Source organism: Actinomadura atramentaria DSM 43919 (genome assembly GCF_000381885.1).
Lineage (GTDB): Bacteria > Actinomycetota > Actinomycetes > Streptosporangiales > Streptosporangiaceae > Spirillospora > Spirillospora atramentaria.
Window position 1 is genome coordinate 210,447 of the sequence record NZ_KB907210.1, and the last position, 26,809, is coordinate 237,255.

Here is a 26,809-nt window from a genome sequence, read left to right on the forward strand (position 1 = left end):
CCCTACGGTCCGGCGCGGCGGCCGGACCGCTCACGTTCGTTCTTCGGCGAGGCGGACGACCGCCTCGATGACCTCGTCGAGACCCAGCTCGGTCGAGTCGATCTCCGTCGCGTCCGCCGCCCTCGTCAGCGGCGACGTCGTCCGGGTGGAGTCCAGCCGGTCCCGGCGGGCCTGCTCGGTGCGCGTCACCGTCACCGACGCGCCCGGGTCGGCCGCGAGGTCCTTGGCGCGGCGCTGCGCGCGCGCCTCCTCGCTGGCCGTCAGGTACACCTTCACCGGCGCGTCGGGCGCGACGACCGTGCCGATGTCGCGGCCCTCCACGACGATCCCGCCCGTCCCGATGATCTCACGCTGCAGCGCGACGAGCCGCGCCCGGACCTCCGGGACGGCGCTCACCGCGCTGACCGCGTTGGTGACCTCGCGGGTGCGGATCGGGGCGGACACGTCCGTGCCGTCCACCGCGATCGACGGGGCGTCCGGGTCGGTGCCCGACTCCAGCACCGGCTCCCCGGCGCGGGCGGCGACCGCCGCCGCGTCGTCGACCGCGACGCCCTGCCGCAGCATCCACCACGTGATGGCGCGGTACATCGCTCCGGTGTCGAGGTAGCGCAGCCCGAGCGCGCGGGCCACGCCCTTGGAGGCGCTGGACTTGCCGGACCCGGACGGGCCGTCCATGGCGATGACGAGCGACACGATCGCTCCCTTTCGTTCGGTCTGGGACGGGGCGGCGCGGCGCACCCCCGCGGCGGCGGCCCCGGCGGTTCAGGGTACCGGTACGGGCGGCGGCCCTGAGCCGGTCAGCCGGGGACCGACCAGCCGCGCGCGCGCAGTTCCCCGGCCAGCCGCTCGGCCGCCTCCGGCCGCACCGCGATCTCCAGCACGCCGAGCGGGCGGCCCGGCGAGTGCTCGATCGTCACGTCCTCGATGTTGACGCCCGCGATGCCCGCCGCCTGGAAGATCATCGCCAGTTCGCCGGGGCGGTCGGGGATGACGACCGTGACCGTCGCGAACGCCTGCCCCGGCCCGCCGTGCTTGCCCGGGATGCGGGACCGGCCCGCGTTGCCGCGCAGCAGCAGGTCCGCGACGTGCCCGGCCGCGCCCTCGCTGCCGTCGCGCAGCAGCGACGCCGCGACCGCGAGGTCCGTCGCGACGGCCTCCAGCACGTCGGCGACGGGTTCGGCGTTCGCGCTGAGGATGCCGATCCACAGCCGCGGGTCGCTCGCCGCGATCCGCGTGACGTCCCGGACGCCCTGCCCGGCCAGGCCCAGCGCCGTCTCGTCGGCGCCCGTCAGCCGCGCCGCGACCGCCGCCGACACCACGTGCGGCGCGTGCGAGACCAGCGCCACCGCGCGGTCGTGCTCCTCCGCGCCGACGACGACGGACTCGGCGCCGCACTCGCGGGCGAGCGCCTCCACGGCCGCGAGCGCGTCCGGGCTCGTCTCCGGCGACGGGCACAGCGCCCAGGGCCGCCCGAGGAAGAGGTCGTCGCGCGCCGCCGCGGGCCCCGACCGCTCCCGTCCCGCCAGCGGATGCCCCGCCACGAAGACCGAGAGGTCGCAGCCCAGCTCGGCGGCCTGCCGCAGCGGCAGCGCCTTGACGCTCGCGACGTCGGTGTAGAACCGCGCGAGCCCACGCTTCTGCGCGTCGAGCAGCGTCATGGCGACCGCGGCGGGCGGCACGGCGAGCACCGCCACATCGGCGGCGTCGGCGGGGTCGACGGTCTCGGCCGGCAGCTCCCGCCCGGCCCCGATCCCCACGGCGATCTCCAGCGCCGCCGGATCGCGGTCGGCCAACAGCACGTCCGCCCCGCGCCCCCGCAACGCCAACGCGACCGACGTCCCGATCAGCCCGGTCCCGACCACCACAACCCGCATACGCACAAGTATGCCTGCGACAACGACCCCGAAAGCCCCCACGAACAGCGACCCCGAACGAAGAAACCCCACCCGCCCCGAAAAAACACCCACAACCCAACCCGCCCGCTCACACCAACCACCGAGCAACCAGACGCCCCAGTGAGACGCCCCACACGCGCAGCGACCAGAGGCCATCCAATGCAAGCAGCCACCGCACCAAAAGGCGTGGCCCCCAACGATCAAGCGGGGCCACCCACCCGAAGCCCGATAGCAACCGCGGGGGGTCTACACCCGAACGCAGACGGAAACCACAGAGGGTCTTCCACACCCGAAAACCCACCGCAACCACGGGGGGAGCCCGGCGGGCGCACGGCCGCGAGCGCCAGCGAGTGGCCGGGCGCACGCAGCGCGAAGGGCCGCACCGCAGCGGAGCGCCAGCGGAGCGAGGATGCGGCGCTTCGCGCCGCGGGGGGCGTGGGGGGTCGCCCCCCCACAATGTCACTGCGCGATATCGAGCCGCAGCGCCGTAGCCCCCCGCAGATAAACGTGCTGGATCTCCGCCCTGGGCCGTTCGGTGGCGATGTGGGCCATGAGCCGGATGACGCGGGGCAGGGCGTGGGGCACGGCGATCTCGGCGGCGCACAGGAGGGGGACTTCGCTGAAGCCGAGCTTGCGGGCGGCGAGGGCGGGGAACTCGGCGGTGAGGTCGGGGGTGGCGGTGAACAGGACGCTGATGACGTCGTCGGTGGTCAGCGCGTTGCGTTCCATGACGGCGGTGACCAGTTCGGTCGTGGCCGACAGGATCTCGGCCCGGTCGTCGGCGTCCACCTGGATCGCTCCGCGTACGGCGCGCACCGCCACTGTCGTCCTCCTCGGTTCGTCGTCGCCCGCGGGTCGCCCCGCGGGCGCCTACAGGTCGACGGCCTTGTAGAGCTCGCCGACCTCGCGGACGGTCAGCGCCCGCATGCCGCCCGGCTTGAGCTGGCCCAGTTTGATCGGCCCGAACTCTACGCGGGCGAGCTGCTGGACCGGGTGGCCGACCTCCTTGAGGAGGCGGCGCACGATGTGCTTGCGGCCCTCGTGCAGGGTGATCTCGACCAGGATGCGCTTCCCGGCCTGGTCGAAGATCCGGAACTTGTCGGCCTTGGCGAACCCGTCGTCCAGCATGACGCCCTTGCGGAGGCGGCGGCCGAGGTCGCGCGGGATGGGCCCGTGGATCTCGGCGAGGTACACCTTGTCGACGCCGAAGCTGGGGTGGGTGAGGCGGTGCGCCAGCTCGCCGTCGTTGGTGAGCAGGATCAGCCCCTCGGTGTCGGTGTCGAGGCGGCCGACGTGGAAGAGCCGTTCGGGGACCTCGACGTAGTCGGCGAGGGATTTGCGGCCGCGCTCGTCGCTCATGGTGCTGACGATCCCGCGCGGCTTGTTGATCATGTAGTAGCGCATCTCGGCGCGGGTCTCGACGCGGCGGCCGTCGACGTGGATCACCGCGGTCTGCGGGTCCACGCGCTCGCCGAACCGGAACACCTTCCTGCCGTCGACGGTGACCCGGCCCTCGCCGATCAGCTCCTCGCAGTGCCGGCGGCTGCCGATCCCGGCGTCCGCCAGCACCTTCTGCAGGCGGACCTGCCGCTCGTCGGCGCGGTCCTGGTTATCGCTCACGTGTCCTCGATCATCTCGTCCGGAAGGTCGTGCGGGAGGTAGGGGGCCAGTTCGGGCAGCTCGTCCAGGTCCCGCAGGCCCAGCCGCTCCAGAAAGTACCCGGTGGTCCGGTACAGGTGCGCCTGGCTCTCGGGGTCCTGCCCGGCGTCCTCGATGAGGCCGCGCAGCGTCAGCGTCCGCATGACGCCGTCGCTGTTGACGCCGCGGATCGCCGACACCCGGGCCCGGCTGACGGGCTGCCGGTAGGCGACGACGGCGAGCGTCTCCAGCGCGGCCTGGGTGAGCCGCGCCTGCTGCCCGTCGGTGACGAACCGCTCGACGACGGGCGCGCACACGTCGCGGGTGTAGTAGCGCCAGCCGCCCGCGACCTCCCGCAGGTCGAACCCGCGCCCGTCGGCGGTGTATTCCGCGGCGAGGTCGCGGAGCGTCGCGGTGATCTCCCGGACGGGCCGCTCCAGCAGGTGCGCGAGCGTCATCGCGCCGACCGGCTCGTCCACGACCAGCAGGATCGCCTCGACGGACGCGCGCAGCGTCGGCCCCCCGGCGGCGGTCTCCGCGTCGTCCCGCGCGGTCTCGGTCACGCCTGGTCCCCCTCCGCGTCGCGGCGGCCCGCGGGGTCGCGGGCGCCCTCGTAGTCGTCGCCGACCTCGACGTCGCCGTCGTCCGCGCCCGTCCAGGCGACGTGCAGGTCCCCCAGCGGCTCGGGCTGCTCGAACGCCACCGCCGCCTCCCGGTACAGCTCCAGCAGCGCCAGGAACCGCGCGACGATCTCGTACACGCCCGCGCAGTCCTCGGTGAGGACGGCGAACGTCGTCCGCCGGAGCCGCCGCAGCCGGGCGACGACGATCGCGGCCTGCTCCTTCACGCTGGCCTTCGGCTGGTACATGTGCTCGACCGACACCGCGGGCGGCGCCTTCGGCGCGAGCGCCTTGGCGGCGAGCCGCGCGAACTCGGCGGGCCCGAGCCCCAGCAGCACCTCCGGCAGGAGGTTCGCGAACCGGGGCTCGACGGGCACGGTGCGCGGGAACCGGCGCGCCGCGTCCGCCATCCGGGCCGCGAAGACGCCCGAGACCTCCTTGTACGCCCGGTACTGCAGGAGCCGCGCGAACAGCAGGTCGCGGGCCTCCAGCAGCGCGAGGTCCTCCTCGTCGTCGACCTCGCCGGACGGCAGCAGCCGCGCGGCCTTCAGGTCGAGCAGCGTCGCGGCGACGAGCAGGAAGTGGCTGGCCTGGTCGAGGTCCCAGTCCCTGCCGTGCGCGCGGATGTGGGCGATGAAGTCGTCGGTGACCTTGTGCAGGGAGACTTCGGTGATGTCGAGCTTGTGCTTGGCGATGAGGCCGAGGAGCAGGTCGAACGGGCCCTCGAAGTTGTCGAGGCGGACCCGGAACCCGCCGTCCTCGCCGGCGTCCGCGCCGTCCGCGCCGCCGTCGGCCGCGGGGCGCGTCGCCGCGGCGGCCTCGTCAATGCTCACCGGCCACATCTTCCCACGGCGCGGGACCGGTCGCGCCGCGCCCGGTCACCGGGCGTGACGGCGCGCCGTTCCGGCACCGGCGCCGCTACTCGGTGGCGGCCCACCGCTGCAGGACCTCGCGGGCGAGGCTGCGGTAGGCGTTCGCGCCCATCGAGTTGGGGTCGAAGTAGGTGATCGGCTCGCCCGCGACCGTCGCGTCGGGGAACCGGACCGTCCGGTTGATCACGGTGTGGAACACCTTGTCGCCGAACGCCTCGACGATGCGGCCTAGGACCTCGCGGGTGTGCAGGGTCCGCGAGTCGTACATCGTGCCGAGGACGCCGTCGATGACCAGGCCCGGGTTGATGCGCCCCTGGACCTTGTCGATCGTCTCCATCAGCAGCGCGACGCCGCGCATCGCGAAGTACTCGCACTCCAGCGGGATCAGCACGCCCTCGCTCGCGGCGAGCGCGTTCACCGTCAGCAGGCCGAGCGACGGCTGGCAGTCGATGAGGATGTAGTCGTAGTGCGGGATCGCCGACTTCAGCACCTGCGACAGGATGTACTCGCGGCCGACCTCGTGGACGAGCTGCACCTCGGCGCCCGACAGGTCGATGTTGCTGGGCAGCAGGTCCATCCCGTCGACGCCGGTCTCGATGACCACGTCGTCCCACTCGGTGTCGTGCTCGAGCAGCAGGTTGTGGATCGTGATGTCGAGCTGGCGCGGGTCGCCCTTGCCGAGCCCGACCGACAGCGCGCCCTGCGGGTCGAAGTCCACGAGCAGGACCCGGCGGCCGTACTCGGCGAGCGCCGCGCCCAGGTTGATCGTGGTGGTGGTCTTGCCGACCCCGCCCTTCTGGTTGCAGATCGACACGATCCGCGCGGGTCCGTGCTCGGCGAGCGGCTCCGGCTCCGGGAACACCGGGACGGGCCGCTGCGTCGGGCCGAGCCCGCGGCGGGGATCGGTCTCTATGGTGGCCGAGGAGAGAACCCCCTCAGGAGCTTTCGTGCTGGTCACCAGATCCCTCCCCCGGTGGCCGAGATTGCCATCCAGAACCGGGACTCTAGGGCTTGTCAAGGCGCGGCTCAAGCCGACGCGCGCCGAACGTCGCGATTTGTCACCGGACCCTGCGGCTGCGCGCCCGGGGGTGCGACGTGGCGTACACCTCCCGCAGCACCTGCACGGTGACCAGCGTGTAAACCTGCGTCGTGGTCACCGACGCGTGCCCCAGCAGCTCCTGGACGACGCGGACGTCGGCGCCGCCGTCGAGCAGGTGCGTGGCGAAGGAGTGACGCAGCGTGTGCGGCGAGACGTCGCTCAGGCCCGCGCGTTCGGCGGCGGCGCGCAGCACCATCCACGCGCCCTGCCGCGACAGCCGCCCGCCGCGCGCGTTGAGGAACAGCGCCGGGCCGCCCCGCCCGGCGCGCGCCAGGCCGGGCCGGGCCCGCACCAGGTACGCCTCGGCGGCGCGGCGCGCGTAGTCGCCGACGGGGACGATGCGGGTCTTGCCGCCCTTGCCGCGGATGCGCGCGAAGCCCTCGTCGAGGTCGAGGTCGTCCACGTCGAGGCCGACCGCCTCGGAGATCCGCGCGCCCGACCCGTACAGCAGCTCCAGCAGCGCCCGGTCGCGCAGCCCGCGGGCGGCGTCGGCGGGACCGCCGGACTCGGCGGCGGCCTGCGCGCACGCCAGCAGCCGCTCGACGTCGGCCGGGGGGATCGCCTTGGGCAGCCGCCGGGGCGGGGCGGGCGGCCGGACCTCGCGGGCGGGGTCGGCGGCGGCCAGGCCCTCGCGCAGCGCGAACCGGTGCAGGCCGCGGACGGCGACGACGGCACGCGCCGCCGAGCCCGCCGACAGCGGCGGGTGGTCGGCGTCGCCCTCGCGGAGCCCGGCCAGGAACGCGCGGACGTCGTCCTCGGCGACCTCGCCGATCGCGGCGCGGCCGCGCGCGGCCAGCGCCCCGGTGTAGCGGCGCAGGTCGCGGCGGTAGGAGCTGAGCGTGTTGGCGGCCAGGCCCCGCTCGACGGCCAGGTGCCCGAGGTAGGCGCGGACGGCCGCGGCCAGCTCGGCGGGGACGTCGGGCTCGTTCTCGGTCGGGGGCGCGGTCCGGCCGGGCACGGGAGAAGACAGTGCGGACCCCCTCGGACGGGCGGGCGGACGGGACCTGCCGCCCATCATGCCCCCTCGGCGCGCGCCGGGCGGCCCTTCGGCGGCCCCGGACCGCCGCATGTCGCGGCGGCCCGGGGCCCGGCGGTCAGAGCTCGGGCGCGTCCGCCGGGCGCAGCTCGATCCCGGCGCCGTTCCGGTAGGCGTGCGCGGCGAGGATGCCCTGGACGGCGAGCGCGTTGCGGACGTCCCCGGCGAGGACCTTGCGGACCGCGTCGGCCAGCGGCACCCACACCACCGGCATGTCCGCCTCCTCGTGGACCCGCTCGAAGTCGATCTCGTCGTCCGGGACGCGCGCGACGTCGCGGGCGAGGAAGATCCGGGACCGCTCGTCGGACATCCCCGGCGACGGCAGGACGTCCACCAGCGCGTCCCACCGGTCGGCGCGGTAGCCGCTCTCCTCCAGCAGCTCCCGCGCGGCCACGTCGCGCAGCGGCTCGCCCGGCACGTCGCGCAGCCCGGCGGGCAGCTCCCACAGCAGCGCGCCGACGGCGTGCCGGTACTGCCGCAGCAGCAGCACGCGGTCGGCGTCGTCCAGCGCGAGGACCGCGACGGAGCCCTGGTGCTCCACGACGTCGCGGCGGACCTTCTCGGTGCCGCCGCCGGACGCGGGCATCACGACCTCGTCGCTGCGGACCGAGAAGACCGGCCCCCGGAACGGGCTGTCGCTGCGGACGACCGTCCAGTGCTCGCGGGCGTCGCGGACGTCGTCGGGGCCCGGCGCGCCGGTCACCGGGTCTCCTCGCGGGCCGCCGCGTAGTCCAGCGCCGCCGAGACCAGCCCGACGAACAGCGGGTGCGGGCGCGTCGGCCGGGACCGGAACTCCGGGTGCGCCTGCGTGCCGACGAAGAACGGGTGGACCTCGCGCGGCAGCTCGACGTACTCCACCAGCCGCCCGTCCGGGGACAGCCCGCTGAACCGCAGGCCCGCCTCGGCGAGCCGGTCGCGGTAGGCGTTGTTCACCTCGTAGCGGTGCCGGTGCCGCTCGGACGCCTTCGCCTCGCCGTACAGCCCGCGGACGATGGAGCCCTCCGCGAGGTCGGCCGGGTACAGGCCGAGCCGCATCGTGCCGCCCATGTCGCGCTCCCCGGCGACGACGTCGACCTGGTCGGCCATCGTCGCGACCACCGGGTCGGCGACCTCGGCGTCGAACTCGGCGCTGCCGGCGCCCGCTACGCCCGCCAGCGACCGCGCCGCCTCGATCACCATGCACTGCAGGCCGAGGCAGATGCCGAGCAGCGGCAGGCCGTGCTCGCGCGCGTAGGTGATCGCGCCGACCTTGCCCTCGATGCCGCGCACCCCGAACCCGCCGGGCACCAGGACGCCGTCGACGCCCGCCAGCTCCCGCTTGGCGCCCTCGGGCGTCTCGCAGTCGTCGGACTTCACCCAGCGGATGCGGACCCGGGCGTCGTTGCCGAACCCGCCGTGCCGCAGCGCCTCGGTGACCGACAGGTAGGCGTCGGGCAGGTCGATGTACTTGCCGACCAGCGCGATCACCACCTCGCGGGCGGGCTTGTGGACGCGGCGCAGCAGCTCGTCCCACGCGCCCCAGTCCACGTCGCGGAACGGCAGCCCGAGTCGGCGGACGACGTAGGCGTCCAGCCCCTCGGCGTGCAGGACCTTCGGGATGTCGTAGATGCTCGCGGCGTCGACCGCGGACACCACGGCCTCGCGGTCCACGTCGCACATCATGCTGATCTTGTGCTTGAGGCCGTCGGTGATCGGCCGGTCCGACCGGCACACGATCGCGTCGGGCTGGATGCCGATGGAGCGCAGCGCGGCGACCGAGTGCTGCGTCGGCTTGGTCTTCAGCTCCCCCGACGGGCCGATGTACGGCAGCAGCGACACGTGCAGGAAGAAGCAGTTGTCGCGGCCGATCTCGTGCCGGATCTGGCGGACCGACTCCAGGAACGGCTGCGACTCGATGTCGCCGACCGTGCCGCCGACCTCGGTGATGACGACGTCCACGTCGGCGTCGGCCATCCCGCGGATGCGGTCCTTGATCTCGTTGGTGATGTGCGGGATGACCTGCACCGTGTCGCCGAGGTACTCCCCGCGCCGCTCCTTGGCGATGACGTTGGAGTACACCTGGCCGGTGGTGACGTTGGCGTACCCGTGCAGCTCCGTGTCGAGGAAGCGCTCGTAGTGGCCGATGTCGAGGTCGGTCTCCGCGCCGTCGTCGGTGACGAACACCTCGCCGTGCTGGAACGGGTTCATCGTCCCGGGATCGACGTTGAGGTAGGGGTCGAGCTTCTGCATGGTGACCCGCAGGCCGCGCAGTGTGAGAAGCCGCCCCAGGCTGGACGCCGTCAGTCCCTTGCCGAGGCTGGAGGCGACACCGCCGGTGACGAAGAGATGCTTGGTGGGACGAGCCCTGCCAGTGGCTGCCGAAGGCAAGTTAAGACGCTCCCGTGGTCGATGCTGGGCGGACGGTACCGCACTGCCCACGGGCCACCAGAATAACAGGCGGCGGGGACCCCGCCGTCCGGGACGCGCATGATCGCCCCGGCGCGGCCCGCCGCCCGCGCACCGCCCACCGTACGGAACGCCGTTCGGCGCGCCGCGCGCGGGGCGGCGCCGAGGAATCGTCGGTCAGCCGCGCGGCACGGCGCTCGGCATGATCGTGCGGAGCTGGCGGGTCAGCTCGTCGATCAGCGAGCGGGCCTGGTCGGCGGCCTGGCGGGCGGCGTCGCGCTCCTGCGACAGCTCCGCGATGGCGGCCCGCTGCTCGGTGACGGCCTGCGCGAGCTGGTCGACCCACTGGTCGCGCTCGGCGAGCTTCTCGGCGACGGCGTCGCGCTCGGCGGCGAGCTGGCGCAGCCCGGCGACGGCCTTCTCCTTCTCGCGCGTCTCCTGGTCGGCGCGACCGCGCGCGATCGTCAGCTCCGACTCGGTGCGCGTCTGCGCCTGCACGGCGGTGTCGCGGGCCCGCTCGGCGGCCTCCCGGGCCTGCACGGCCCCGTCCAGCGCCCGCTCGGCCTTCTTGGCGGCCTCCAGCGACTGCGCGGCGGTGTCGAGGGCCTGCTGCCGCTCGGCCTCGGCATCGGTCGCGCGGCGCTCGGCCTCCACGGCGCGGCGGTCGGAGTCCTGCGCGGTGCGGGCGGCGTCGGCGGCGCGGCCGTCCGCGCCCTTGGCGCGCAGCTCGGCCTCCTGCGCGCGGCGCTCGGTCTCGGCGGCGCGCGCCTCGGCCTGCTTCACGCGGTTCTCGGCGGACGTGGCGCGCATCCGCGCCTCGTCGGCCTCCTTCGCCTTCGCCGCGACCGCGTGGGTGAGGTTCTGCGCCTTCACCTCGGCGTCGGCGAGCTTGCCGCGCAGCGCCGCCAGCTCGGCGTGCGCCGTCTCCATCGCCCGCGACAGCTCGGCGGCCTGCTCGGCGGCCCGGTCCCGCTCGGCCTCGGCGGCGCGGCGGGCGGCGACGGCGTCCTCGACGGCGCGGACGGCGTCGTCGCGGGCCTCGCTCATCGCGTCCCGCTGGGTGATGGCCTGCCGGACGGTCGCCTCGGCCTCGGCGACGCGGCGCTCGGCCTGCTCGACCTGGGCCTGCGCCTGCGCCTGGGCCTGCTCCAACTGGGCGCGGGCCTGCTGGGCCTGGTTCCACGCGGTGGCGGCGTCGCGCTGGGCGTTGTCCTTCTCGCCCTGCATCGCCGCGATCTGGGTGACGGCGTCGGACTGGACCTCGGTGACCTTGCGCTCGGCCTCGACGGCGCGGCGGTCGGCCTGCTCGGCCTGGCCCCGCGCCCGCTGGACCTCGCCCCACGCCGCCGCCGCGTCCCGCTGCGCCGACTCCTTCTCCGCCTGCACGGCCGCGACCTGCGCGGCCGCCTCGTTCTGCGCCTCGGTGACCTTGCGCTCGGCCTCGACGGCGCGGCGGTCGGCCTGCTCGGCCTGCCCCCGCGCCCGCTGGACCTCGCCCCACGCCGCCGCCGCGTCCCGCTGCGCCGACTCCTTCTCCGCCTGCACGGCGGCCACCTGCGCGGCGACCTCGCTCTGCGCCTCGGTGACCTTGCGCTCGCCCGCGGCGAGCGCGTCGCCGATGAGGTCGGCCATCTGGCGCAGCCGCTCGACCAGGTCCCAGGGCTGCACCTCGGCCGCGTCGGGCTCGGCGTCGCGCGCGGCCTTCAGCGGCGGCCGGGGCGCGGGCACGCCGGGCTTGGGCTCGGGCGGGCGTCCCATCGGCCAGGGCGAGGAGGCATCGGGGACGCTCCGCGAACCACCGGTTCCGTTCAGCTCGCTCACTTGTCTCCCTGCCTGTTCGCCTGCCTGTTCGCCGCGCGCCGTCTCGGTGCGCGCGGCCGCCGGTCCGCCGCTCGGCTCACGGAAGGCACTCTAGTGCCGGAGCGCGAGAACGTTTGCGCAGTTTGGGGTTTAGTTTCGTGATCCACGCGCCGTCCGTCCCCTTTCGCGCGGCGTCCACACCCGCCTGACCTCCGGCTTCGCGGCGGGCCGTCCGGGCGGTGCGCCGGACGCGTCCGCGCGGCGCCCGCGGTGAAAGAATCACAGCTCATGGAGCTGCGCACCCTGTATCCGCCGATCGAACCCTACGACTCCGGGATGCTCGACGTCGGCGACGGCGACACCCTCTACTGGGAGGTCTGCGGGAACCCCGAGGGCCGGCCCGCGGTCATGCTGCACGGCGGTCCCGGCGGCGGCTGCACGGCCGAGCACCGCCGCCTGTTCGACCCGGAGAAGTACCGGGTCCTGCTGTTCGACCAGCGCAACTGCGGGCGCAGCCGGCCGCACGCGTCGGACCCGGGCGTGTCGCTGGAGGCGAACACCACCTGGAACCTCGTCGCGGATATCGAGCGGCTGCGCGAGCTGCTGGGCGTCGAGCGGTGGCTGGTGTTCGGCGGGTCGTGGGGCAGTGCGCTGGCGCTGGCGTACGCGGAGACGCATCCCGAGCGCGTCACGGGGCTGGTGCTGCGCGGGATCTTCACGCTGCGCCCGTTCGAGCTGTACTGGTTCTACCAGGAGGGCGCGTCGCTGCTGTTCCCCGACCGGTGGGAGGAGTACCTCGCGCCCGTCCCGGAGGAGGACCGCGAGGACCTCATCGCCGCGTACGCCGAGCTGCTGAACTCCCCCGACCGTGAGACGCGGGTCCGCGCGGGGCGGGCTTGGTCGCGGTGGGAGGCCGGGACGCTGACGCTGCGGCCCGACCCGGCGATGCTCGCGCCCTATGACGACGACGACCACGCGGTGGCGTTCGCGCGGATCGAGAACCACTACTTCGTCAACGAGGGGTTCTTCGAGGACGAGCAGTTGCTGCGGGACGTCGACCGCGTCCGTTCCATCCCGGGCGTGATCGTGCAGGGCCGGTACGACGTCTGCACGCCCGCGGCGACCGCGTGGGACCTGCACCGGGCGTGGCCGGAAGCCGATTTCCACCTCGTGGACGACGCGGGGCACGCCTTCTCCGAACCGGGCACGCTGCACCGCCTGATCGAGGCCACCGACCGCTTCGCCGAACTGGACTGAACTGGCCCGCGCATTCGCCGCGCGCACACGTCTCTCTTCGCGCGCACGCGCGCGGAGAGAGACGTGTGCGCGGTGAAGAATGAGTGGACGGCAGCGGCCGGAATGGCGAAGGGAAAGGGCTTCGCGCCCGGGGGCCGGACCGATACCACCCTTACCTGAAAGAAAGCTGAGTATCGTCTGCCGCCCACCGCAGAGTCACTTCCGGAGAGGTTCGGCGCGACGTCCACAGCCCCTCGCGACCCTCCCGATGCACGTGCAAGCCAGGTATCCGACCGGCGGGTAACCCGCGCCGACCTCGTGCGATGCCGCGTGACGCAGCGCACGACGGGTACGTTGACCGCCCGTCGCTGTGATTCACCTCACATAAATGAGACCGAAAATTCCGGACGTCGGCGCCGGTCGTCGCTAAAGTCGCGCCCAGCGGGCTTCATTGAGCGGACCGCCGCGCGGTCGCCAATATCCCCTGCACAGCGACGAGAAAGAGCGCGGTAACACGCCTGAAACGCGCGTGCGGCGTCGGCCGAATTTAGCAAGCGAGCTTTCATACCCGGCCGTCCGCGAACCTAAACATTTGCGGCGTAACAATCTATAACGACCCCCCGGCGGCGTTCGCTACGTTTGCTGGATATGGCAGCGCAACCCCTGGAAACACCGACCCGGCGACCCGGCGGCGACACCGAGGTGCGCCTCCGCGAGCCCGTTCCCGAGGACGGCCCGGCGCTGTGGCGGATCGCCCGCGACTCCCGCGTCCTGGACGTCAACTCCCCGTACAGCTACTCCCTGTGGTGCCGCGACTTCGCGGCCACCTCCGTCGTCGCCGAGGACGACGCCGGGCCGTGCGGCTTCGTCACCGGCTACGTCCGGCCCGACGCGCCCGGCACGTTCTTCGTGTGGCAGGTCGCCGTCGCCGAGACCCACCGCGGCCGGGGCCTGGCCCGCCGCATGCTCGACCGGCTCGGCGCCCGCCTCGGCGGCCGCGGCCACCGGTTCATGGAGGCCACCGTCACGCCCGGCAACACCGCGTCCACCGCGATGTTCTCGTCCTTCGCCCGCGACCACGGCTGCGACCTGCGGCGCACGCCCCTGTTCGGCGCGCCGCACCTCCCCGAGGGCCACGAGCCCGAGGTGCTGTTCCGCATCGGACCGCTCCCCGCCGCCCGCTGACCCGCGACCGCCGGCCGCCGCCGCGCGGTCCCGTGCCGCCGTTCCTTCCCGTCCCCCCGCCCCCAACTGCCCGGAGGCAGACATGAACGACGTCTTCACCCACCTGGAGTCCGAAGTCCGCGGCTACTGCCGCGGCTGGCCCACCGTGTTCACCACCGCGCGCGGCAGCCGCATCACCGCCGAGGACGGCCGCGAGTACCTCGACTTCTTCGCCGGCGCGGGCACGCTCAACTACGGGCACAACAACCCGCTGCTGAAACGCCGCCTGCTGGACTACCTCGCCGCCGACTCGGTCGTCCACAGCCTCGACATGTATACCGCCGCCAAGCGCACCTTCCTTGAGCGCTTCGAGGAGGTCGTGCTGAAACCGCGCGGCCTGGACTACAAGGTCCAGTTCCCCGGCCCGGCCGGCAACCACGCGGTCGAGGCGGCGCTGAAGCTGGCGCGCAAGTACACCGGGCGGGAGACCGTCGTCAGCTTCACCAACGCGTTCCACGGGATGACGCTCGGCGCGCTGGCCGTCACCGGGAACTCGATGAAGCGCACCGGCGCGGGCGTGCCGCTCGGCCACGGCGTCGCGATGCCCTACGACAACTACCTCGACGGTCGCACGCCCGACTTCCTGCTGTTCGAGACGATGCTCGACGACAGCGGCAGCGGCCTGGACAAGCCCGCCGCCGTCATCGTCGAGACCGTCCAGGGCGAGGGCGGCATCAACGCGGCGACCGCCGAGTGGCTGCGCGGCCTGGCCGACCTGTGCCGCCGGCACGAGATCCTGCTGATCGTCGACGACGTGCAGATGGGCTGCGGCCGGACCGGGGCGTTCTTCAGCTTCGAGGAGGCCGGGATCGTCCCCGACATCGTGTGCCTGTCCAAGTCCCTCAGCGGCTACGGCCTCCCGTTCGCCGTCACGCTGATGCGCCGCGACCTGGACGTGTGGGAGCCCGGCGAGCACAACGGCACGTTCCGCGGCTTCAACCCCGCGTTCGTCACCGCCGTCGGCGCGCTGGAGGAGTACTGGACGGGCGAGACGCTGGAGAAGCAGACCCTCGCCAAGGGCGAGCTGGTCGAGCGCGGCCTGAACGAGATCGCGCTGACGCACGCCGGCGCGATCGACACCGTCCGCGGCCGGGGCCTGGCGTGGGGCCTGGTGATGCGCGACCCGGACCTGGCGCCGCGCGTCTGCGGCGAGGCGTTCGCGCGGGGCCTGCTGATGGAGACGTCCGGGCCCGAGGGCGAGGTCGTGAAGCTGCTGCCGCCGCTCACCACGTCCGAGGCCGAGCTGGCGCACGGCCTGGAGATCATCGCCGACTCCGTGACGGCCGTCCGCGACGCCGTCGCCGTCTGACGCCGCCCCCACCACCACCGAACAAGGAGGACCATTCCGTGATCGTCCGCTCGCTCAAGGACATCATCGGCACCGAACGCGACGTGCAGGCCGAGACCTGGTGCAGCCGCCGGTTCGTGCTCGCCAACGACAGGGTCGGGTTCTCGATGCACGAGACCATCCTCTACGCGGGCACCCGGACCCGGATGTGGTACGCGAACCACATCGAGGCGGTGTACTGCGTCGAGGGCGAAGGCGAGCTGACCAACGAGGACACCGGGGAGAAGGACCGCATCGAGCCCGGCGTCATGTACCTGCTCAACGAGCACGACCACCACGAGCTGCACGCCATCACGGACGTCCGCACCGTCTGCGTGTTCAACCCGCCCTGCACGGGCCGGGAGACGCACGACGAGAACGGCGCCTACCCGCTGCTGACCGAGGAGGACGCGTGAGCATCCTGGAATCCCATCCCTCGCTCGACGACACCTACCCGACCCGCAAGTCCGGCGAGGCCGCGCTGCTGTACCGGCAGGACCCGGTCGTCTACGGCCGCCCCGGCGACGGGCCGATCGACGCCGCGACGCTGGAGTCCTACGACGCCAACGGCTACCTGACCGTGGACGAGCTGCTGGCCCCCGACGAGGTCGAGACCTACCGCGCCGAGCTGCGCCGCCTGGCGTCCGACCCGCGGATGCTCGCCGACGACCGGACGGTGACCGAGCGCGGCACCAGCGAGGTCCGTTCCATCTTCGAGGTCCACAAGATCAGCGAGGTGTTCGCCGAGCTGGTCCGCGACCCGCGCGTCGTCGGCCGGGCGCGGCAGATCCTCGGCTCGGACGTGTACGTCCACCAGAGCCGCGTGAACTACAAGCCGGGTTTCACGGGCAAGGACTTCTACTGGCACTCGGACTTCGAGACCTGGCACGCCGAGGACGGCATGCCGCGGATGCGCGCGGTGAGCATCTCGATCGCGCTGACCGAGAACTTCGTCCACAACGGCGGCCTGATGATCATGCCGGGGTCGCACCGGACGTTCGTGGCGTGCGTGGGCGAGACGCCCGCCGACCACTACAAGGAGTCGCTGGTCGGCCAGGAGATCGGCACGCCCGACCCCAACAGCCTGTCGATCCTCGCCGACAAGCACGGCATCGAGCTGTTCACCGGCCCGGCGGGCTCGGCGACGATGTTCGACTGCAACTGCATGCACGGCTCGAACGGCAACATCACTCCGTTCCCGCGCTCGAACGTGTTCGTGGTGTTCAACAGCGTCGAGAACGCCTGCGTCGAGCCGTTCTCCGCGCCGGGCCGCCGCCCCGACTTCATCGGCGCCCGCGACTTCACCCCCGTCGCGTAACCGCCGCGTCCGACCCCACCGTCGCGCCCGCCGGTCCCCCCGCCGCCGTCGGCGGGCGCGGCCCCACCCCCCTTTCCCCAGGAGATCGACGATGACTTCCTCACGACGCACGTTCCTGCGCACCGCCGCGCTGCTGGGCGCGGCCGTGCCGCTCGCCGCGGCGGGCTGCTCCACGACCGACCCCGAGCAGGAGCGCTCCGGCGGCGGCACCCTGGAGCGGGCCAAGAAGGACGGCAAGATCAGGGTCGGGTTCGCCAACGAGGCCCCGTACGGCTACACCGACTCCTCCGGCAAGCTCACCGGCGAGGCCCCCGAACTCGCCCGGGTGATTTTCAAGGAGCTGGGGATCGACAAGGTCGAGGGCGTCCAGGTGGACTTCGGCGGCCTCATCGGCGGTCTGAAGGCCAAGCGGTTCGACGTCATCTCCGCCGGGATGTTCATCACCCCCGACCGCTGCGCCGAGGTCGCGTTCTCCGACCCCGAGTACGTCGCCAAGAGCGCGTTCATGGTCCCGAAGGGCAACCCGAAGGGGCTGCTCAAGCCGACCGACCCCGGCGCGAAGGGCGTGAAGGTCGGCGTGCTGCAGGGAGCCGTCGAGGAGGGCTACGCCACCAAGCTCGGCGTGAAGAAGGGCGACATCACCACGTTCGACAGCCAGGCCAGCGCCTACAACGGCCTCAAGGCCGGGCGCATCGACTGCATCTGGCTGACGCGCATCTCCCTGGCCGACGTCCTGTCCAAGCACAAGGGCGAGCCGTTCGAGGTCACCGACGCGTTCAGCCCGGTCATCGACGGCAAGGAGCAGTTCGGTGCGGGCGCGTTCGCGTTCCGGCCCGCCGACAAGGACCTGGTCGCCGCGTTCAACGGCAAGCTCGCCGAGCTCAAGTCGTCGAACCGGCTGCTGCCGATCCTCCAGCCGTTCGGGTTCACCCAGGCCGAGATGCCGGGCGCGGGCGACACCGCCGCCAAGTTCTGCGCGGGCTGATCCACCGTGACCGACGTCCTCGACGCCTACCCGCAACTGCTGAAGGGCGCGTGGATCACCGTCCAGCTCACGCTGCTCGGCAGCGCGCTCGCGCTGGTGCTCGCCCTGGCCTTCGGGCTGGCGGGCACCGCGCGCAGCGCGTGGGTGCGCGCCCTCAACCGCGTGTACGTGGAGTTCTTCCGCGGCACCGCGACGCTCGTGCTCATGTACTGGTTCTTCTACGCGCTGCCGCTGGTCGGGCTGCGGTTCACGCCGATGTTCGCGGCGGTGCTGTCGCTCGGCCTCAACATCGGCGCGTACGGCGCGGAGGTCGTGCGCGGGTCCGTCCGCGCCGTCCCCCGGGCGCAGTACGAGGCCGCCGTCGCGCTGAACCTGACGCCCGCGCAGCGGATGCGGCGCGTGATCCTGCCGCAGGCGGTCGCGCTGATGCTGCCGCCGTTCGGGAACCTCGTCATCGAGCTGATGAAGGGGTCCGCGATCGTCTCGCTGATCACCATCGGCGACCTGACGTTCCGCGCCAAGCAGATCCAGAACTCCACCGGCGAGACGCTGTGGACGTACGTGGCGATCCTCGTCCTCTACTTCGTCATCGCGCAGGTGCTGCAACTGCTCGTCCGGCTCGCGGAGCGGCGCGTCGACCGGATACTCGGCCGCCGCCCCGGCCGCGCGCGCCGCCGGGCGCGCGCCGTCGCCGCGGAGGTGGGCGGCTGATGGACTGGGACTGGACCTACACCGGCGACATCCTGCCCGACCTGCTCGACGGGCTGCGCCTGACCGTCACCGCGACGGTGCTCGGCTACCTCATCGCGGTCGTCCTCGGGCTGGTGTGGACGCTGCTGCGCCGCACGCCGAGCCGCGTCGTCAACGGCGCCGTCCGGTGGATCACCGAGTTCATCCGCAGCACGCCGCTGCTGGTGCAGCTCTTCTTCATCTACTACGTGCTCCCGACGTGGGGCATCACGCTCGGCGCGCTCACCGCCGGGATCATCGGCCTCGGCCTGCACTACTCGACGTACACCGCCGAGGTGTACCGGGGCGGCATCGCGGACGTCCCGCGCGGCCAGTGGGAGGCGGCCGTCGCACTGAACCTCCCGCGCCCGCGCGTGTGGTTCGACGTGATCCTGCCGCAGGCCGTCCGCCGTGTGCTGCCGACGCTCGGCAACTACCTCATCGCCATGTTCAAGGACTCGCCGCTCCTGCTCGCCATCAACGTCACGGAGCTGCTGGCCGCCGCCTACAAGGCGGGCAGCCACTCGCTGCGGTTCCTGGAGCCGATCACGCTGGTCGGCGTCCTGTTCGTGCTCGTCAGCGTGGTGTCCTCGATCCTCGTCCGACTCCTGGAGACGCGCACCCATGCCACCGACTGAGACCGTGCCCGGGGACGTCCCCGAGCTGCCGAAGAAGGCCGCCGCTGCGCCGCTGCCCGCGGGCGACGCGCCCGGCCTGCGGTTCGAGAAGGTCGTGAAGCGCTTCGGGGACACCACGGTGCTGCGCGACCTGGACTTCACCGTCGCGCCCGGCGAGCGCGTCACGCTGATCGGGCCGTCCGGGTCGGGCAAGACGACGATCCTGCGGCTGCTGATGACGCTGGAGCGCCCTGACGGCGGCCTGATCTGGGTCGGTGACGACACGCTCTGGCACCGGGAGAAGAAGGGCAAGCGCGTCCCCGCCGACCAGAAGCACCTGCACGAGATGCGCAAGCAGATCGGGATGGTGTTCCAGCAGTTCAACCTCTTCCCCAACATGAACGTCCTGCGGAACCTGACCGAGGGCCCGGTGCGGGTGCTCGGGCTGTCGCGGGACGAGGCCGTCGAGCGCGCCCGGCAGCTCCTCGACCTCGTCGGCCTCGCGGACAAGATCGACGCGCATCCGTCGCGGCTGTCCGGCGGCCAGCAGCAGCGCGTCGCCATCGCGCGGGCGCTGGCGATGCGGCCGAGGGTGCTGCTGCTGGACGAGGTCACCTCCGCGCTCGACCCCGAGCTGGTCGTCGGCGTGCAGGACCTGCTGCGCGACATCGCGCGCGAGTCGGACCTGACGCTGCTGTGCGTCACGCACGAGATGAACTTCGCGCGCGACATCTCCAACCGGGTCCTGATGTTCGACCAGGGCCGGATCGTCGAGGAGGGGACGCCCGAGGCGATCTTCGACGACCCGTCCGAACCGCGCACCCGCGAGTTCCTGCGGGCCGTCCGCGCGAGCTGAGCGCGGCCGCGCGACCCGGCGTCCCGCCGCCGAACACGATTCGGTAGCGTGACGCCGGTCAGTGCCGCGCACAGGGAGGCAGGTCGTGAACGCCGCCATCGCAGGGCTCGGAATGACCGAGCTGGGCAAGGTCTACGGGCGCAGTCCGCGCCGGCTCGCCGCCGACGCCGTCCGGCTCGCCGCCGCCGACGCCGGACTGGCGCTCACCGAACTCGACGGACTGCTGGTCAGCCACGGCCTCGGCGGGTCGCCCGGCATCGAGCTGGCCGACACCCTCGGGCTGCGCGACCTGCGCCTGCTCACCCAGATGAACTCCTTCGGCGCGACGGCCGGGGCGATGGTCTCCTACGCCGCCGCGTCCGTCCTCAGCGGCGCGGCGACCACCGTCGCGTGCGTCTTCTCCGACGCGCCGCTCAAGCCCGAGCAGTCCGCGGGCTCGGCCTACCACCGCGACGCCCGCGAATGGTACGGCTTCGGCGGGATGACCGCCGCCCTCGGCCTGCGCAGCGTCAACGCGTTCTACGCGCTCGCCGCGCAGCGCCACATGGCCCGCTACGGCACCACCAGCGAACAGCTCGGGGCCATCGCCGTCAGCACCCGGCAGTGGGCCGCGCGCAACCCGCTCGCGCAGATGCGCGAACCGATCACCCTCGCCGACCACCAGGCGTCGCGGTGGGTCGCCGAACCACTGCACCTCCTCGACTGCTGTCTGGTCTCCAACGGCGCCATCGCCGTCATCGTCACGAGCGCCGACCGCGCCGCCGACCTCGCCCGGCCGCCCGTCCACGTGTGGGGATGGGGGCAGGGCCACCCCGGGCACCGCAAGGAGCGCGGCAGCGAGTTCGGGCTGACGACCGGCGCGGCCGTCTCCGGGCCCGTCGCGATGAAGATGGCGGGGATCACGCCCGCCGACGTGGACGTCTGCCAGCTCTACGACTGCTACACCTACACCGTCCTGGTCTCGCTGGAGGACTACGGCTTCTGCGCCAAGGGCGAGGGCGGGGCGTTCGCCGAGTCCGGCGCGCTCGCCCCCGGCGGCGCGCTGCCGACCAACACCGGCGGCGGCCAGCTCTCCGGCTACTACATGTGGGGCATGACGCCGCTGTCGGAGGCCGTGATCCAGGCGCGCGGCGACGGCGGCGAGCGGCAGGCCCCCGCCAACGACGTCATCCTGGTCAGCGGCAACGGCGGCATCCTCGACCACCACTCGACGCTGATCGTCAGCCCGCACCGGAAGGGAGCCTGACCGCGATGGCGACCGACACCCCCGCGCCGACCGGAATCGGCGTGCTGCGCCGCGACTTCCGCACCGACCCGTTCTTCGACGGGGCCGCCGCCGACCGGCTCGTCATCCGCCGCTGCGCGGACTGCGACCTGTGGCTCGCGCCGGACGCCACCTGCTGCCCCGGTTGCGGCTCGGAGGAACCGGGCTGGGCGGACGCGGCCGGCGACGCGACGCTCGTGACGTGGACCGTCGTCCACGGCCGCCCGGCGGAGGACGGGACCGTCCCGCCGCCCGCGGTCCTCGCGCTGGTCGAACTGACCGAGGGGCCGTGGCTGCACACCCGGCTCGTCGGCGTGGAGCGCGCCGCGCTGCGCGAGGGGCTGCCGCTGACCGCCGTGTTCGAGCACCCCGGCGAAGGCGAGTCGTACCTTCTGTTCCGTCCCGCCTGACCCCTGGACCGAACGGGATTCGGCCCGTTAGCGTCTCCGGCATGCGCACCGAGGTATGTGAGACGTTCGGGATCGAGTTCCCGCTGTTCGCCTTCAGCCACTGCCGCGACGTCGTCGCCGCCGTCACCAACGCCGGCGGCCTCGGCGTCCTCGGCGCCGTCGCCTACACCCCCGACCGGCTCGACGAGGAGCTGCGGTGGATCGACGAGCACGTCGGCGGCCGCCCCTACGGCGTCGACGTCCTCGTCCCCGCCAAGATCGACGAGTCCGCACGGCGGGCGGGCCGCGGCGAGGGCGGCCTGGACACCATGCTCGCCGCCGTCCCCGCCGAACACTGGTCGTTCCTCCAGGGCCTGTTCGCCAGGTACGACGTCCCGCTCCCCGACTTCGAACGCGCCCGCCGCGGCAACGCCCGCGGCGCGGGCACGCAGGTCACCCCCGAGGGCGCGACCGCGCTGATCGACGTCTCCCTCGCCCACCCCATCGCGCTGATCGCCAGCGCGCTCGGCACACCACCCGCCGTCATGGTCGAGCGCGCGCACGGCGCGGACGTGCCCGTCGCCGCGCTCGTCGGCACCGCCGAGCACGCCCGCCGCCAGGTCGCGGCGGGCGTGGACCTGATCGTCGCGCAGGGCGGCGAGGCGGGCGGGCACACCGGCGAGATCTCCACGATGGTGCTGGTGCCCGAGGTCGTGGACACCGTCGCGCCCGTCCCCGTCCTCGCCGCGGGCGGCATCGCCACCGGCCGGCAGCTCGCCGCCGCGCTCGCGCTCGGCGCGTCCGGCGCCTGGTGCGGCTCGGTGTGGCTCACGACCGAGGAGGCCGAGACACCCCCAGCCGTGAAGGAGAAGATGCTCGCGGCCACGTCCCGCGACACGGTCCGCTCCCGGTCCCGGACCGGCAAGCCCGCCCGGCAGCTCCGCTCCGCCTGGACCGACGAGTGGGAGGGCCCCGACAGCCCCGGCGCGCTCGGCATGCCCCTCCAGATGATCATCGCGGAGGGCGCGATGCGGCAGATCACCAAGGTCGCCGAATCGGGCAACCCCGGCGCGCGGGCGCTCGCGAACTACTTCGTCGGGCAGTGCGTCGGCCAGATGAACGCCGTCAAGCCCGCCCGCCAGGTCGTCTACGACATGATGCGGGAGTTCGCCGAGGCCCTGGACCGGCTCGGCGCGCTCGCCGCCGACTAGATGTCAGCGGTACTGGTGCAGCGGCCGGCCCGGCCCCTTCTTCACCTGCTCGATGAAGAGGGCGGCCAGGGCCTGCTGGCCCCTCGCCGTCGGATGGAAGCTGCGCGGCTCGGCCTCCAGCGCGGACAGGTTCACCGCGAGCCCGTTCATGTACGGGTCGCCGCTGCCCGCCTCGTGGCCCGCGAACGCGCCGTAGGCGTCCACGAACTCGACGCTGCCCGCGCCGCCCGCCGCGTCCACCCGGTCGTCGGCCTCGACGGCGGCCTGCTTGATGATCTCGTTGAGGTCGTGGGTCTGGGCGTTCAGCCAGCGCTGCTCGGCCACGCTGATATTGTCGCCCGCCGCCCCGTTGACCTCGGAGAACGCGTGCGGATAGCCCATGACGAGCACCCGCGCGCGCGGCGCCCGGTCGGTGATCTGGTCGAGCAGGTCGGGCAGCGCCGTGCGCAGCGCCGCCATCCGCCGCGCGATGTCGCCACCCTGCTTGGTGCAGCTCCCGCTCCACGGGAGCTTGACGACGCAACCGGCGATGATCTTGGAGAAGCCGATGTCGTTGCCGCCGATGCTGAGCGTGACCAGCGTGGTGTTCGCGTCGACCCGGCCGATCTGCGGCGGCTCACCGAACCGGCCGTGCAGGACGTCGTTCACCGTCGCGCCCGAGCACGCGTAGAACCCGCCGCCCTTGAACGGGAACGCGGCGGCGACCGCGTGGTAGTACGCCTTGGACGTGCGGTGGCAGCGGGCCAGCGGGTTCTGGTCGGCGACGGTCGCCTCCGCCCCCACGCCCGCCGAGTAGGAGTCGCCGAGCGCCACGTAGGACCCGGCCGCGGCGGCCGTCGCGGGGTCGAGCGCGTCGGGGGCGCGCGGCGCGTCGCCGCGCACCTCGGCGAGGGGCACGCGGCAGCCCGCGCCGAACACCTCGCAGCGGGCGGCCGGGAACGCGGCCAGCGGCACGACGGCGACGAGCACCAGAGCCAGCAGGATGACGGCCGTGACCGCGCGTTCGCCGAAGCGCTCCCGTGCCTGCCGCAGCCAGGAGCCCGGTCCGGTCATGCCGCCTCCTCCCGTGGTCCGTGAACCCAGACGCTCTCGGTGCCCGAAAGGTTCCCGTCCTTTACATTGTAGATTATTTTCCGATCGACGGAACCCGCGCGCTTTGGCCGACGAAATGGTTGAATGCCGACTAGCCGGGAATGGGCGATCAAGGCCGATTGTGGTCTTTCGCCCGACTCGGCTGGCTCCCGCTCCCGAAGGGATCGACGTTGACGTTCCACGACGAGACGCCCGGCGAGGTCCTCTTCGACCCCGACGGGCTCACCGCCGCGCAGCGCGCCGGACGCGCCTGCGTGGTGTGCGGCAAACGCTGGCCCGCGCCCCCCGTCCGGGTCGGCCGTATCCCCGGCGGGGAGGCCGTGTACGCGTGCGCCGACGACGCCCCCGCCGTCGAGCAGGCCGCGCGCCCGGTCACCCGGTCGGCCGCCACATGACCGTGCGCGGCCCCAGACCGTGCAGTCCGGCGGCGATCTCCGCCGCCCAATAGCGCCGCAGTCCCGGGCCCCAGTCCGCGATCGGCAGCTCGGCGAATCCGTGCCGCGCGTACCAGGGACCGTTCCACGGAACCTCGCGGAAGGTGATCAGACTCACTCCCGGCGCGCTCGCGTTGCTCGCTTCCTCGATCACCGCACGCAGCAGTGCAGTGCCGATCCCCCGACCAGTCTCGGCCGCGTCGACCGAGATCTGCTCCAGGTGGACGGCCCCGTCCAGCGGCTCCACCGCCGCGAAGCCCACCGGCGGATCACCCGCCACCAGGATGCGCGCCCTCTCCTGGATCATCCGCTCCACGACCATCGGGCCGGGCGGGAACTCGATCCCCAGCCGCCGGAACATCGCGTCGCCGGACGCCTCGATCGCGGCGAGCCCCGCCAGATCGCGCGGTTCGGCGGCGCGCACGCGGACGTCGTCGGTGGCCATGCCGCGATCGTAGGCGCGGTTCGTTCGGCGCGACCACCGGGTTTTCCCGGGTAGCGGCGGACCTGCGGTGTGAGCGAGGATTCGGCGTCATGGAACCGGGCGACGAATCCGCTGGAACGGTGCGAACGGCACCGGGCCGCGCGCTGCGGCGGTGGTGGCGCGGGCAGGGCGCGCTGCCCACCACCCCGGCGGGCGTGGAGCGGTGCGCGGTCACCGTCTTCGTCGGCGTGCGGGCGGTCAACCTCGCACAGCTCGCGGTCGCGCTGCCCGAGGCGGCCGAGCGCGCCACCCGGCCTGCGGTGTTCGCCGTCGTGCTCGGCGGCTACCTTGTCGAGTCGGTCGCGGTCAGCGTTGTCGTCCTGGCCGCCGGTGTGTACCGGAATCGGCGGCTGGCCTGGGCGGATACCGCTGTGGCCGGGCTCGTCCTGTTGCTTCAGCCCGCGTTCGCGTCGGCCGCCGACCGCACCGGGAGCTGGACGGCGTGGGGGTTCGCCTGCACGCTCAGCACCGCCGTCGGCGCGTCCGTCGCGTTCACGCGCCGCCGCGAGATTCTTGCCGCCGTCACCGTCCTCGCGGGCTGCTACCTGGCGACGTCACTGGCCGCCGCGCCCGTCGCGCACCGCTCCACCGTCCTCGGCAACGCGGTCGCCTACGCCGGATTCGCGGCGCTCGGTCGGCTCCTGGCCGGATACCTGCGGCGACTCGCCGCCGACGCCGAGCGGGCGCGGTCCGACGCCGCGCGCGCCGCCGCCGAGACCGCGCGGCTGCGCGAGCTGGAACGCCAGCGGGTCCTGCTCCACGACAACGTCGGCGTCCTGCGGATGTTCGCGGCGGGCGCCGTCCCCAGCGGGCTGGACGGGCCGCTGCGCGCGCGGGCCGAGGCGCTGGCCAACCGGGTCCGCGCGTTCCTCGACGACGCCGCCGACGCGCCCGGCGCGGCGACCGGTTCTCTGGTCGGCGCGGTGCGGGCCGCCGCCGACGAGTACGCCGACCTGCCGCTGGAGACCGTTCTGGACCTCGCCGACGGCGTCGAGGTGCCGCCCGCGACGGCGCGCGCCGTGCGGGACGCGGTCGCGACGCTGCTCGCCAACGTCCGCCTGCACGCCGCGGCGACCTCCGTCGTCGTCCACGCCGACGCCGACCCTGCCGAGGGCGAGTGGGAGGTCACGGTCACCGACGATGGCCGCGGCTTCGACCCCGCCACGACCGGAACCGGCTTCGGCCTACGCGTCCAGGCCGGCTCGGCCCTGGCCGCCCACGACATAACCACCCACATCCGCTCCGCCCCTGACGACGGCGTCCGTATAACCCTCCGCGGCCCCCTCAACACGAACACCGCCAACAACACACAGAACGCGACCAACAACAGCCCCCTGAACGCACGCGTCACAGGCGGCGCACAGAACACGAGCGACACACGGAACGCGGACTGCCTGCCAGATGCGGACAGTGCGGGAAGTACTGACAGCGCGGGGAGTACGGACGGCGCGGGAAGTGTGGGCAGCGCGGGGAGCGCAGGCGACGCGCGAAGTGCGGACGACACGGGGAGTACAGGTGACGCGGGCAGTGCGGACAGCACGGCGGGTGCAGGCGACGCGGGGAGTGCAGGCGGCGCGGAGAACTCGGGCGGCGAACCGAACGCGGGCGGCGCAGGGTGACGGCGTTGGTTCGTGTTGCCGCGATCGACGACGACACCCTGATCCGCGACGGGCTCGCGCGGCTCGTTCCCGGGCTCGACGTCGTCGGGGCGTTCGCCGATGTCCCCGCATTCCTCGCGGCCGGGCCGCAGGTCGAGGTCGTACTGCTCGATCTCACGCTCGGGGGCGCGGCGGCGCGTCCCGGTCCGCGCGGACCGGACGCTGTGGCCGCCGTCGTCCGGGCCGGGTACCGCGTGCTGGTCTACACCGGCGAGCGGCGGCGTGCCGTGCTCGTCGCCTGCCTGCACGCGGGCGCGAGCGGGATCGTCCACAAGTCCGAGCCGCTCGACGCGCTCGGCGTCGCGGCCGCGGAAGTCGCCGCCGGGCGGGTCGTCATCACCCAGGCGCTCACCGGGCTTGCCGAACTCGCCGGGCGGCGCGGCGCGCTGCCGTCCCTGTCACCGCGTGAACGGCAGGTTCTCGCCGGGCGGGCGCGCGGCGAGTCGTTCCGCAGCATCGCCGCTCGCCTGTTCGTCACCGAGCGGACCGCCGCCGGATACATGGACGGCGTCAAGGCGAAGTTCGCCGCCTACCTGCGCGACCACTCCCCCGCCGACCTGGAGCGCGCCCTCGGACTCGAACCACTGGACATCACCGACCGTCCCCCCGCATGAACCGGGGCGGTGCTCCCCCGCCCCCG

General features: G+C 73.3%; 28 protein-coding genes. 15 read left to right on the forward strand and 13 right to left on the reverse strand.

The genetic code is table 11. From position 1 onward, the window contains the following. Nucleotides 1-30: 30 nt before the first annotated feature. The 11 genes from cmk to G339_RS0108395 all read right to left on the reverse strand — a co-directional run bounded on the left by cmk (nucleotide 31) and on the right by G339_RS0108395 (nucleotide 11,366). Nucleotides 31-693 (reverse strand): (d)CMP kinase, encoded by a 663-nt coding sequence (gene cmk / locus G339_RS0108345; RefSeq protein WP_019630615.1) that lies wholly within the window; start codon nucleotides 691-693, stop codon nucleotides 31-33. 104 nt (nucleotides 694-797) lie between these two features. Continuing rightward, nucleotides 798-1,874, reverse strand: coding sequence for a prephenate dehydrogenase (locus G339_RS0108350; protein ID WP_033322597.1), 1,077 nt, complete (start codon nucleotides 1,872-1,874; stop codon nucleotides 798-800). Nucleotides 1,875-2,354: 480 nt separating this feature from the next. Continuing rightward, nucleotides 2,355-2,717, reverse strand: coding sequence for a chorismate mutase (aroH, locus tag G339_RS0108355; RefSeq protein WP_019630617.1), 363 nt, complete (start codon nucleotides 2,715-2,717; stop codon nucleotides 2,355-2,357). Nucleotides 2,718-2,765: 48 nt separating this feature from the next. Next, nucleotides 2,766-3,515, reverse strand: coding sequence for a pseudouridine synthase (locus G339_RS0108360; protein WP_019630618.1), 750 nt, complete (start codon nucleotides 3,513-3,515; stop codon nucleotides 2,766-2,768). After that, nucleotides 3,512-4,096: an SMC-Scp complex subunit ScpB gene (gene scpB, locus G339_RS0108365; RefSeq protein ID WP_019630619.1), complete on the reverse strand. Its 585-nt coding sequence runs from the start codon at nucleotides 4,094-4,096 to the stop codon at nucleotides 3,512-3,514. Before scpB ends, G339_RS0108360 begins: the two co-directional genes overlap by 4 nt. Then, complete coding sequence (locus tag G339_RS0108370; protein WP_084693173.1) at nucleotides 4,093-4,995, reverse strand: segregation and condensation protein A; 903 nt, start codon at nucleotides 4,993-4,995, stop codon at nucleotides 4,093-4,095. The genes scpB and G339_RS0108370 overlap by 4 nt, the downstream gene beginning before the upstream one ends. Before the next feature lie 76 nt (nucleotides 4,996-5,071). Beyond that, nucleotides 5,072-5,938 (reverse strand): ParA family protein, encoded by an 867-nt coding sequence (locus tag G339_RS33045; protein WP_157407467.1) that lies wholly within the window; start codon nucleotides 5,936-5,938, stop codon nucleotides 5,072-5,074. 145 nt (nucleotides 5,939-6,083) lie between these two features. Then, nucleotides 6,084-7,082, reverse strand: coding sequence for a site-specific tyrosine recombinase XerD (locus G339_RS0108380; protein WP_019630622.1), 999 nt, complete (start codon nucleotides 7,080-7,082; stop codon nucleotides 6,084-6,086). Between the two features lie 136 nt (nucleotides 7,083-7,218). Then, entirely contained in the window at nucleotides 7,219-7,863 is a 645-nt protein-coding gene (locus tag G339_RS0108385; protein ID WP_019630623.1) for an NUDIX domain-containing protein, read from the reverse strand. Then, nucleotides 7,860-9,527: a CTP synthase gene (locus G339_RS0108390; RefSeq protein WP_026341262.1), complete on the reverse strand. Its 1,668-nt coding sequence runs from the start codon at nucleotides 9,525-9,527 to the stop codon at nucleotides 7,860-7,862. The genes G339_RS0108385 and G339_RS0108390 overlap by 4 nt, the downstream gene beginning before the upstream one ends. A 195-nt stretch (nucleotides 9,528-9,722) precedes the next feature. Further along, on the reverse strand, nucleotides 9,723-11,366 hold the full coding sequence (locus G339_RS0108395) for a hypothetical protein (protein ID WP_157407433.1): 1,644 nt from the start codon (nucleotides 11,364-11,366) through the stop codon (nucleotides 9,723-9,725). 267 nt (nucleotides 11,367-11,633) lie between these two features. Here G339_RS0108395 and pip point away from each other — a divergent pair, with 267 nt between their 5' ends. The 12 genes from pip (at nucleotide 11,634) to G339_RS0108455 (ending at nucleotide 22,501) form a co-directional block, all read left to right on the forward strand. Next, on the forward strand, nucleotides 11,634-12,602 hold the full coding sequence (gene pip / locus G339_RS0108400) for a prolyl aminopeptidase (RefSeq protein ID WP_019630626.1): 969 nt from the start codon (nucleotides 11,634-11,636) through the stop codon (nucleotides 12,600-12,602). A gap of 627 nt (nucleotides 12,603-13,229) precedes the next feature. Beyond that, the gene (gene ectA, locus G339_RS0108405) at nucleotides 13,230-13,766 is read left to right on the forward strand and encodes a diaminobutyrate acetyltransferase (RefSeq protein ID WP_026341263.1); all 537 of its coding nucleotides are present in this window, start codon (nucleotides 13,230-13,232) and stop codon (nucleotides 13,764-13,766) included. 82 nt (nucleotides 13,767-13,848) lie between these two features. Continuing rightward, on the forward strand, nucleotides 13,849-15,114 hold the full coding sequence (gene ectB, locus G339_RS0108410) for a diaminobutyrate--2-oxoglutarate transaminase (protein WP_019630628.1): 1,266 nt from the start codon (nucleotides 13,849-13,851) through the stop codon (nucleotides 15,112-15,114). A 38-nt stretch (nucleotides 15,115-15,152) separates the two neighbouring features. Next, complete coding sequence (locus tag G339_RS0108415) at nucleotides 15,153-15,548, forward strand: ectoine synthase (RefSeq protein ID WP_019630629.1); 396 nt, start codon at nucleotides 15,153-15,155, stop codon at nucleotides 15,546-15,548. Further along, nucleotides 15,545-16,450 carry an ectoine hydroxylase gene (gene thpD, locus G339_RS0108420; RefSeq protein WP_019630630.1) on the forward strand — a complete coding sequence of 302 codons (906 nt, stop codon included), beginning with the start codon at nucleotides 15,545-15,547 and terminating at the stop codon, nucleotides 16,448-16,450. The genes G339_RS0108415 and thpD overlap by 4 nt, the downstream gene beginning before the upstream one ends. Before the next feature lie 91 nt (nucleotides 16,451-16,541). Continuing rightward, nucleotides 16,542-17,435 (forward strand): ectoine/hydroxyectoine ABC transporter substrate-binding protein EhuB, encoded by an 894-nt coding sequence (ehuB, locus tag G339_RS0108425; RefSeq protein ID WP_019630631.1) that lies wholly within the window; start codon nucleotides 16,542-16,544, stop codon nucleotides 17,433-17,435. A gap of 6 nt (nucleotides 17,436-17,441) precedes the next feature. Then, nucleotides 17,442-18,146 (forward strand): ectoine/hydroxyectoine ABC transporter permease subunit EhuC, encoded by a 705-nt coding sequence (gene ehuC / locus G339_RS0108430; protein WP_019630632.1) that lies wholly within the window; start codon nucleotides 17,442-17,444, stop codon nucleotides 18,144-18,146. Beyond that, entirely contained in the window at nucleotides 18,146-18,802 is a 657-nt protein-coding gene (ehuD, locus tag G339_RS0108435; protein ID WP_019630633.1) for an ectoine/hydroxyectoine ABC transporter permease subunit EhuD, read from the forward strand. The genes ehuC and ehuD overlap by 1 nt, the downstream gene beginning before the upstream one ends. Then, a complete protein-coding gene (ehuA, locus tag G339_RS0108440; protein WP_084693174.1) occupies nucleotides 18,789-19,637 on the forward strand; it encodes an ectoine/hydroxyectoine ABC transporter ATP-binding protein EhuA in 849 nt (282 codons plus the stop codon). Before ehuD ends, ehuA begins: the two co-directional genes overlap by 14 nt. 85 nt (nucleotides 19,638-19,722) lie before the next feature. Then, entirely contained in the window at nucleotides 19,723-20,883 is a 1,161-nt protein-coding gene (locus tag G339_RS0108445; protein ID WP_019630635.1) for a thiolase family protein, read from the forward strand. Between the two features lie 5 nt (nucleotides 20,884-20,888). Further along, nucleotides 20,889-21,311, forward strand: coding sequence for a Zn-ribbon domain-containing OB-fold protein (locus tag G339_RS0108450; RefSeq protein WP_019630636.1), 423 nt, complete (start codon nucleotides 20,889-20,891; stop codon nucleotides 21,309-21,311). 41 nt (nucleotides 21,312-21,352) lie between these two features. Next, nucleotides 21,353-22,501 carry an NAD(P)H-dependent flavin oxidoreductase gene (locus G339_RS0108455; protein ID WP_019630637.1) on the forward strand — a complete coding sequence of 383 codons (1,149 nt, stop codon included), beginning with the start codon at nucleotides 21,353-21,355 and terminating at the stop codon, nucleotides 22,499-22,501. 3 nt (nucleotides 22,502-22,504) lie between these two features. Here the strand turns inward: G339_RS0108455 and G339_RS0108460 are convergent, their stop codons facing one another. After that, the gene (locus G339_RS0108460; RefSeq protein ID WP_019630638.1) at nucleotides 22,505-23,554 is read right to left on the reverse strand and encodes an SGNH/GDSL hydrolase family protein; all 1,050 of its coding nucleotides are present in this window, start codon (nucleotides 23,552-23,554) and stop codon (nucleotides 22,505-22,507) included. A gap of 209 nt (nucleotides 23,555-23,763) precedes the next feature. Between G339_RS0108460 and G339_RS0108465 the strand changes: the two genes are divergently transcribed. After that, entirely contained in the window at nucleotides 23,764-23,988 is a 225-nt protein-coding gene (locus tag G339_RS0108465; RefSeq protein ID WP_019630639.1) for a hypothetical protein, read from the forward strand. Here G339_RS0108465 and G339_RS0108470 read toward each other — a convergent pair. Further along, nucleotides 23,966-24,472 carry a GNAT family N-acetyltransferase gene (locus G339_RS0108470; protein WP_019630640.1) on the reverse strand — a complete coding sequence of 169 codons (507 nt, stop codon included), beginning with the start codon at nucleotides 24,470-24,472 and terminating at the stop codon, nucleotides 23,966-23,968. The two genes, G339_RS0108465 and G339_RS0108470, sit on opposite strands and share 23 nt — an antisense overlap. A gap of 119 nt (nucleotides 24,473-24,591) precedes the next feature. On the opposite strand from G339_RS0108470, the gene G339_RS0108475 reads away from it, so the two are divergent. Further along, the gene (locus tag G339_RS0108475; RefSeq protein ID WP_157407434.1) at nucleotides 24,592-26,130 is read left to right on the forward strand and encodes an ATP-binding protein; all 1,539 of its coding nucleotides are present in this window, start codon (nucleotides 24,592-24,594) and stop codon (nucleotides 26,128-26,130) included. Next, nucleotides 26,127-26,783, forward strand: coding sequence for a LuxR C-terminal-related transcriptional regulator (locus G339_RS0108480; protein WP_019630641.1), 657 nt, complete (start codon nucleotides 26,127-26,129; stop codon nucleotides 26,781-26,783). The genes G339_RS0108475 and G339_RS0108480 overlap by 4 nt, the downstream gene beginning before the upstream one ends. The last annotated feature ends 26 nt before the right edge of the window (nucleotides 26,784-26,809 follow it).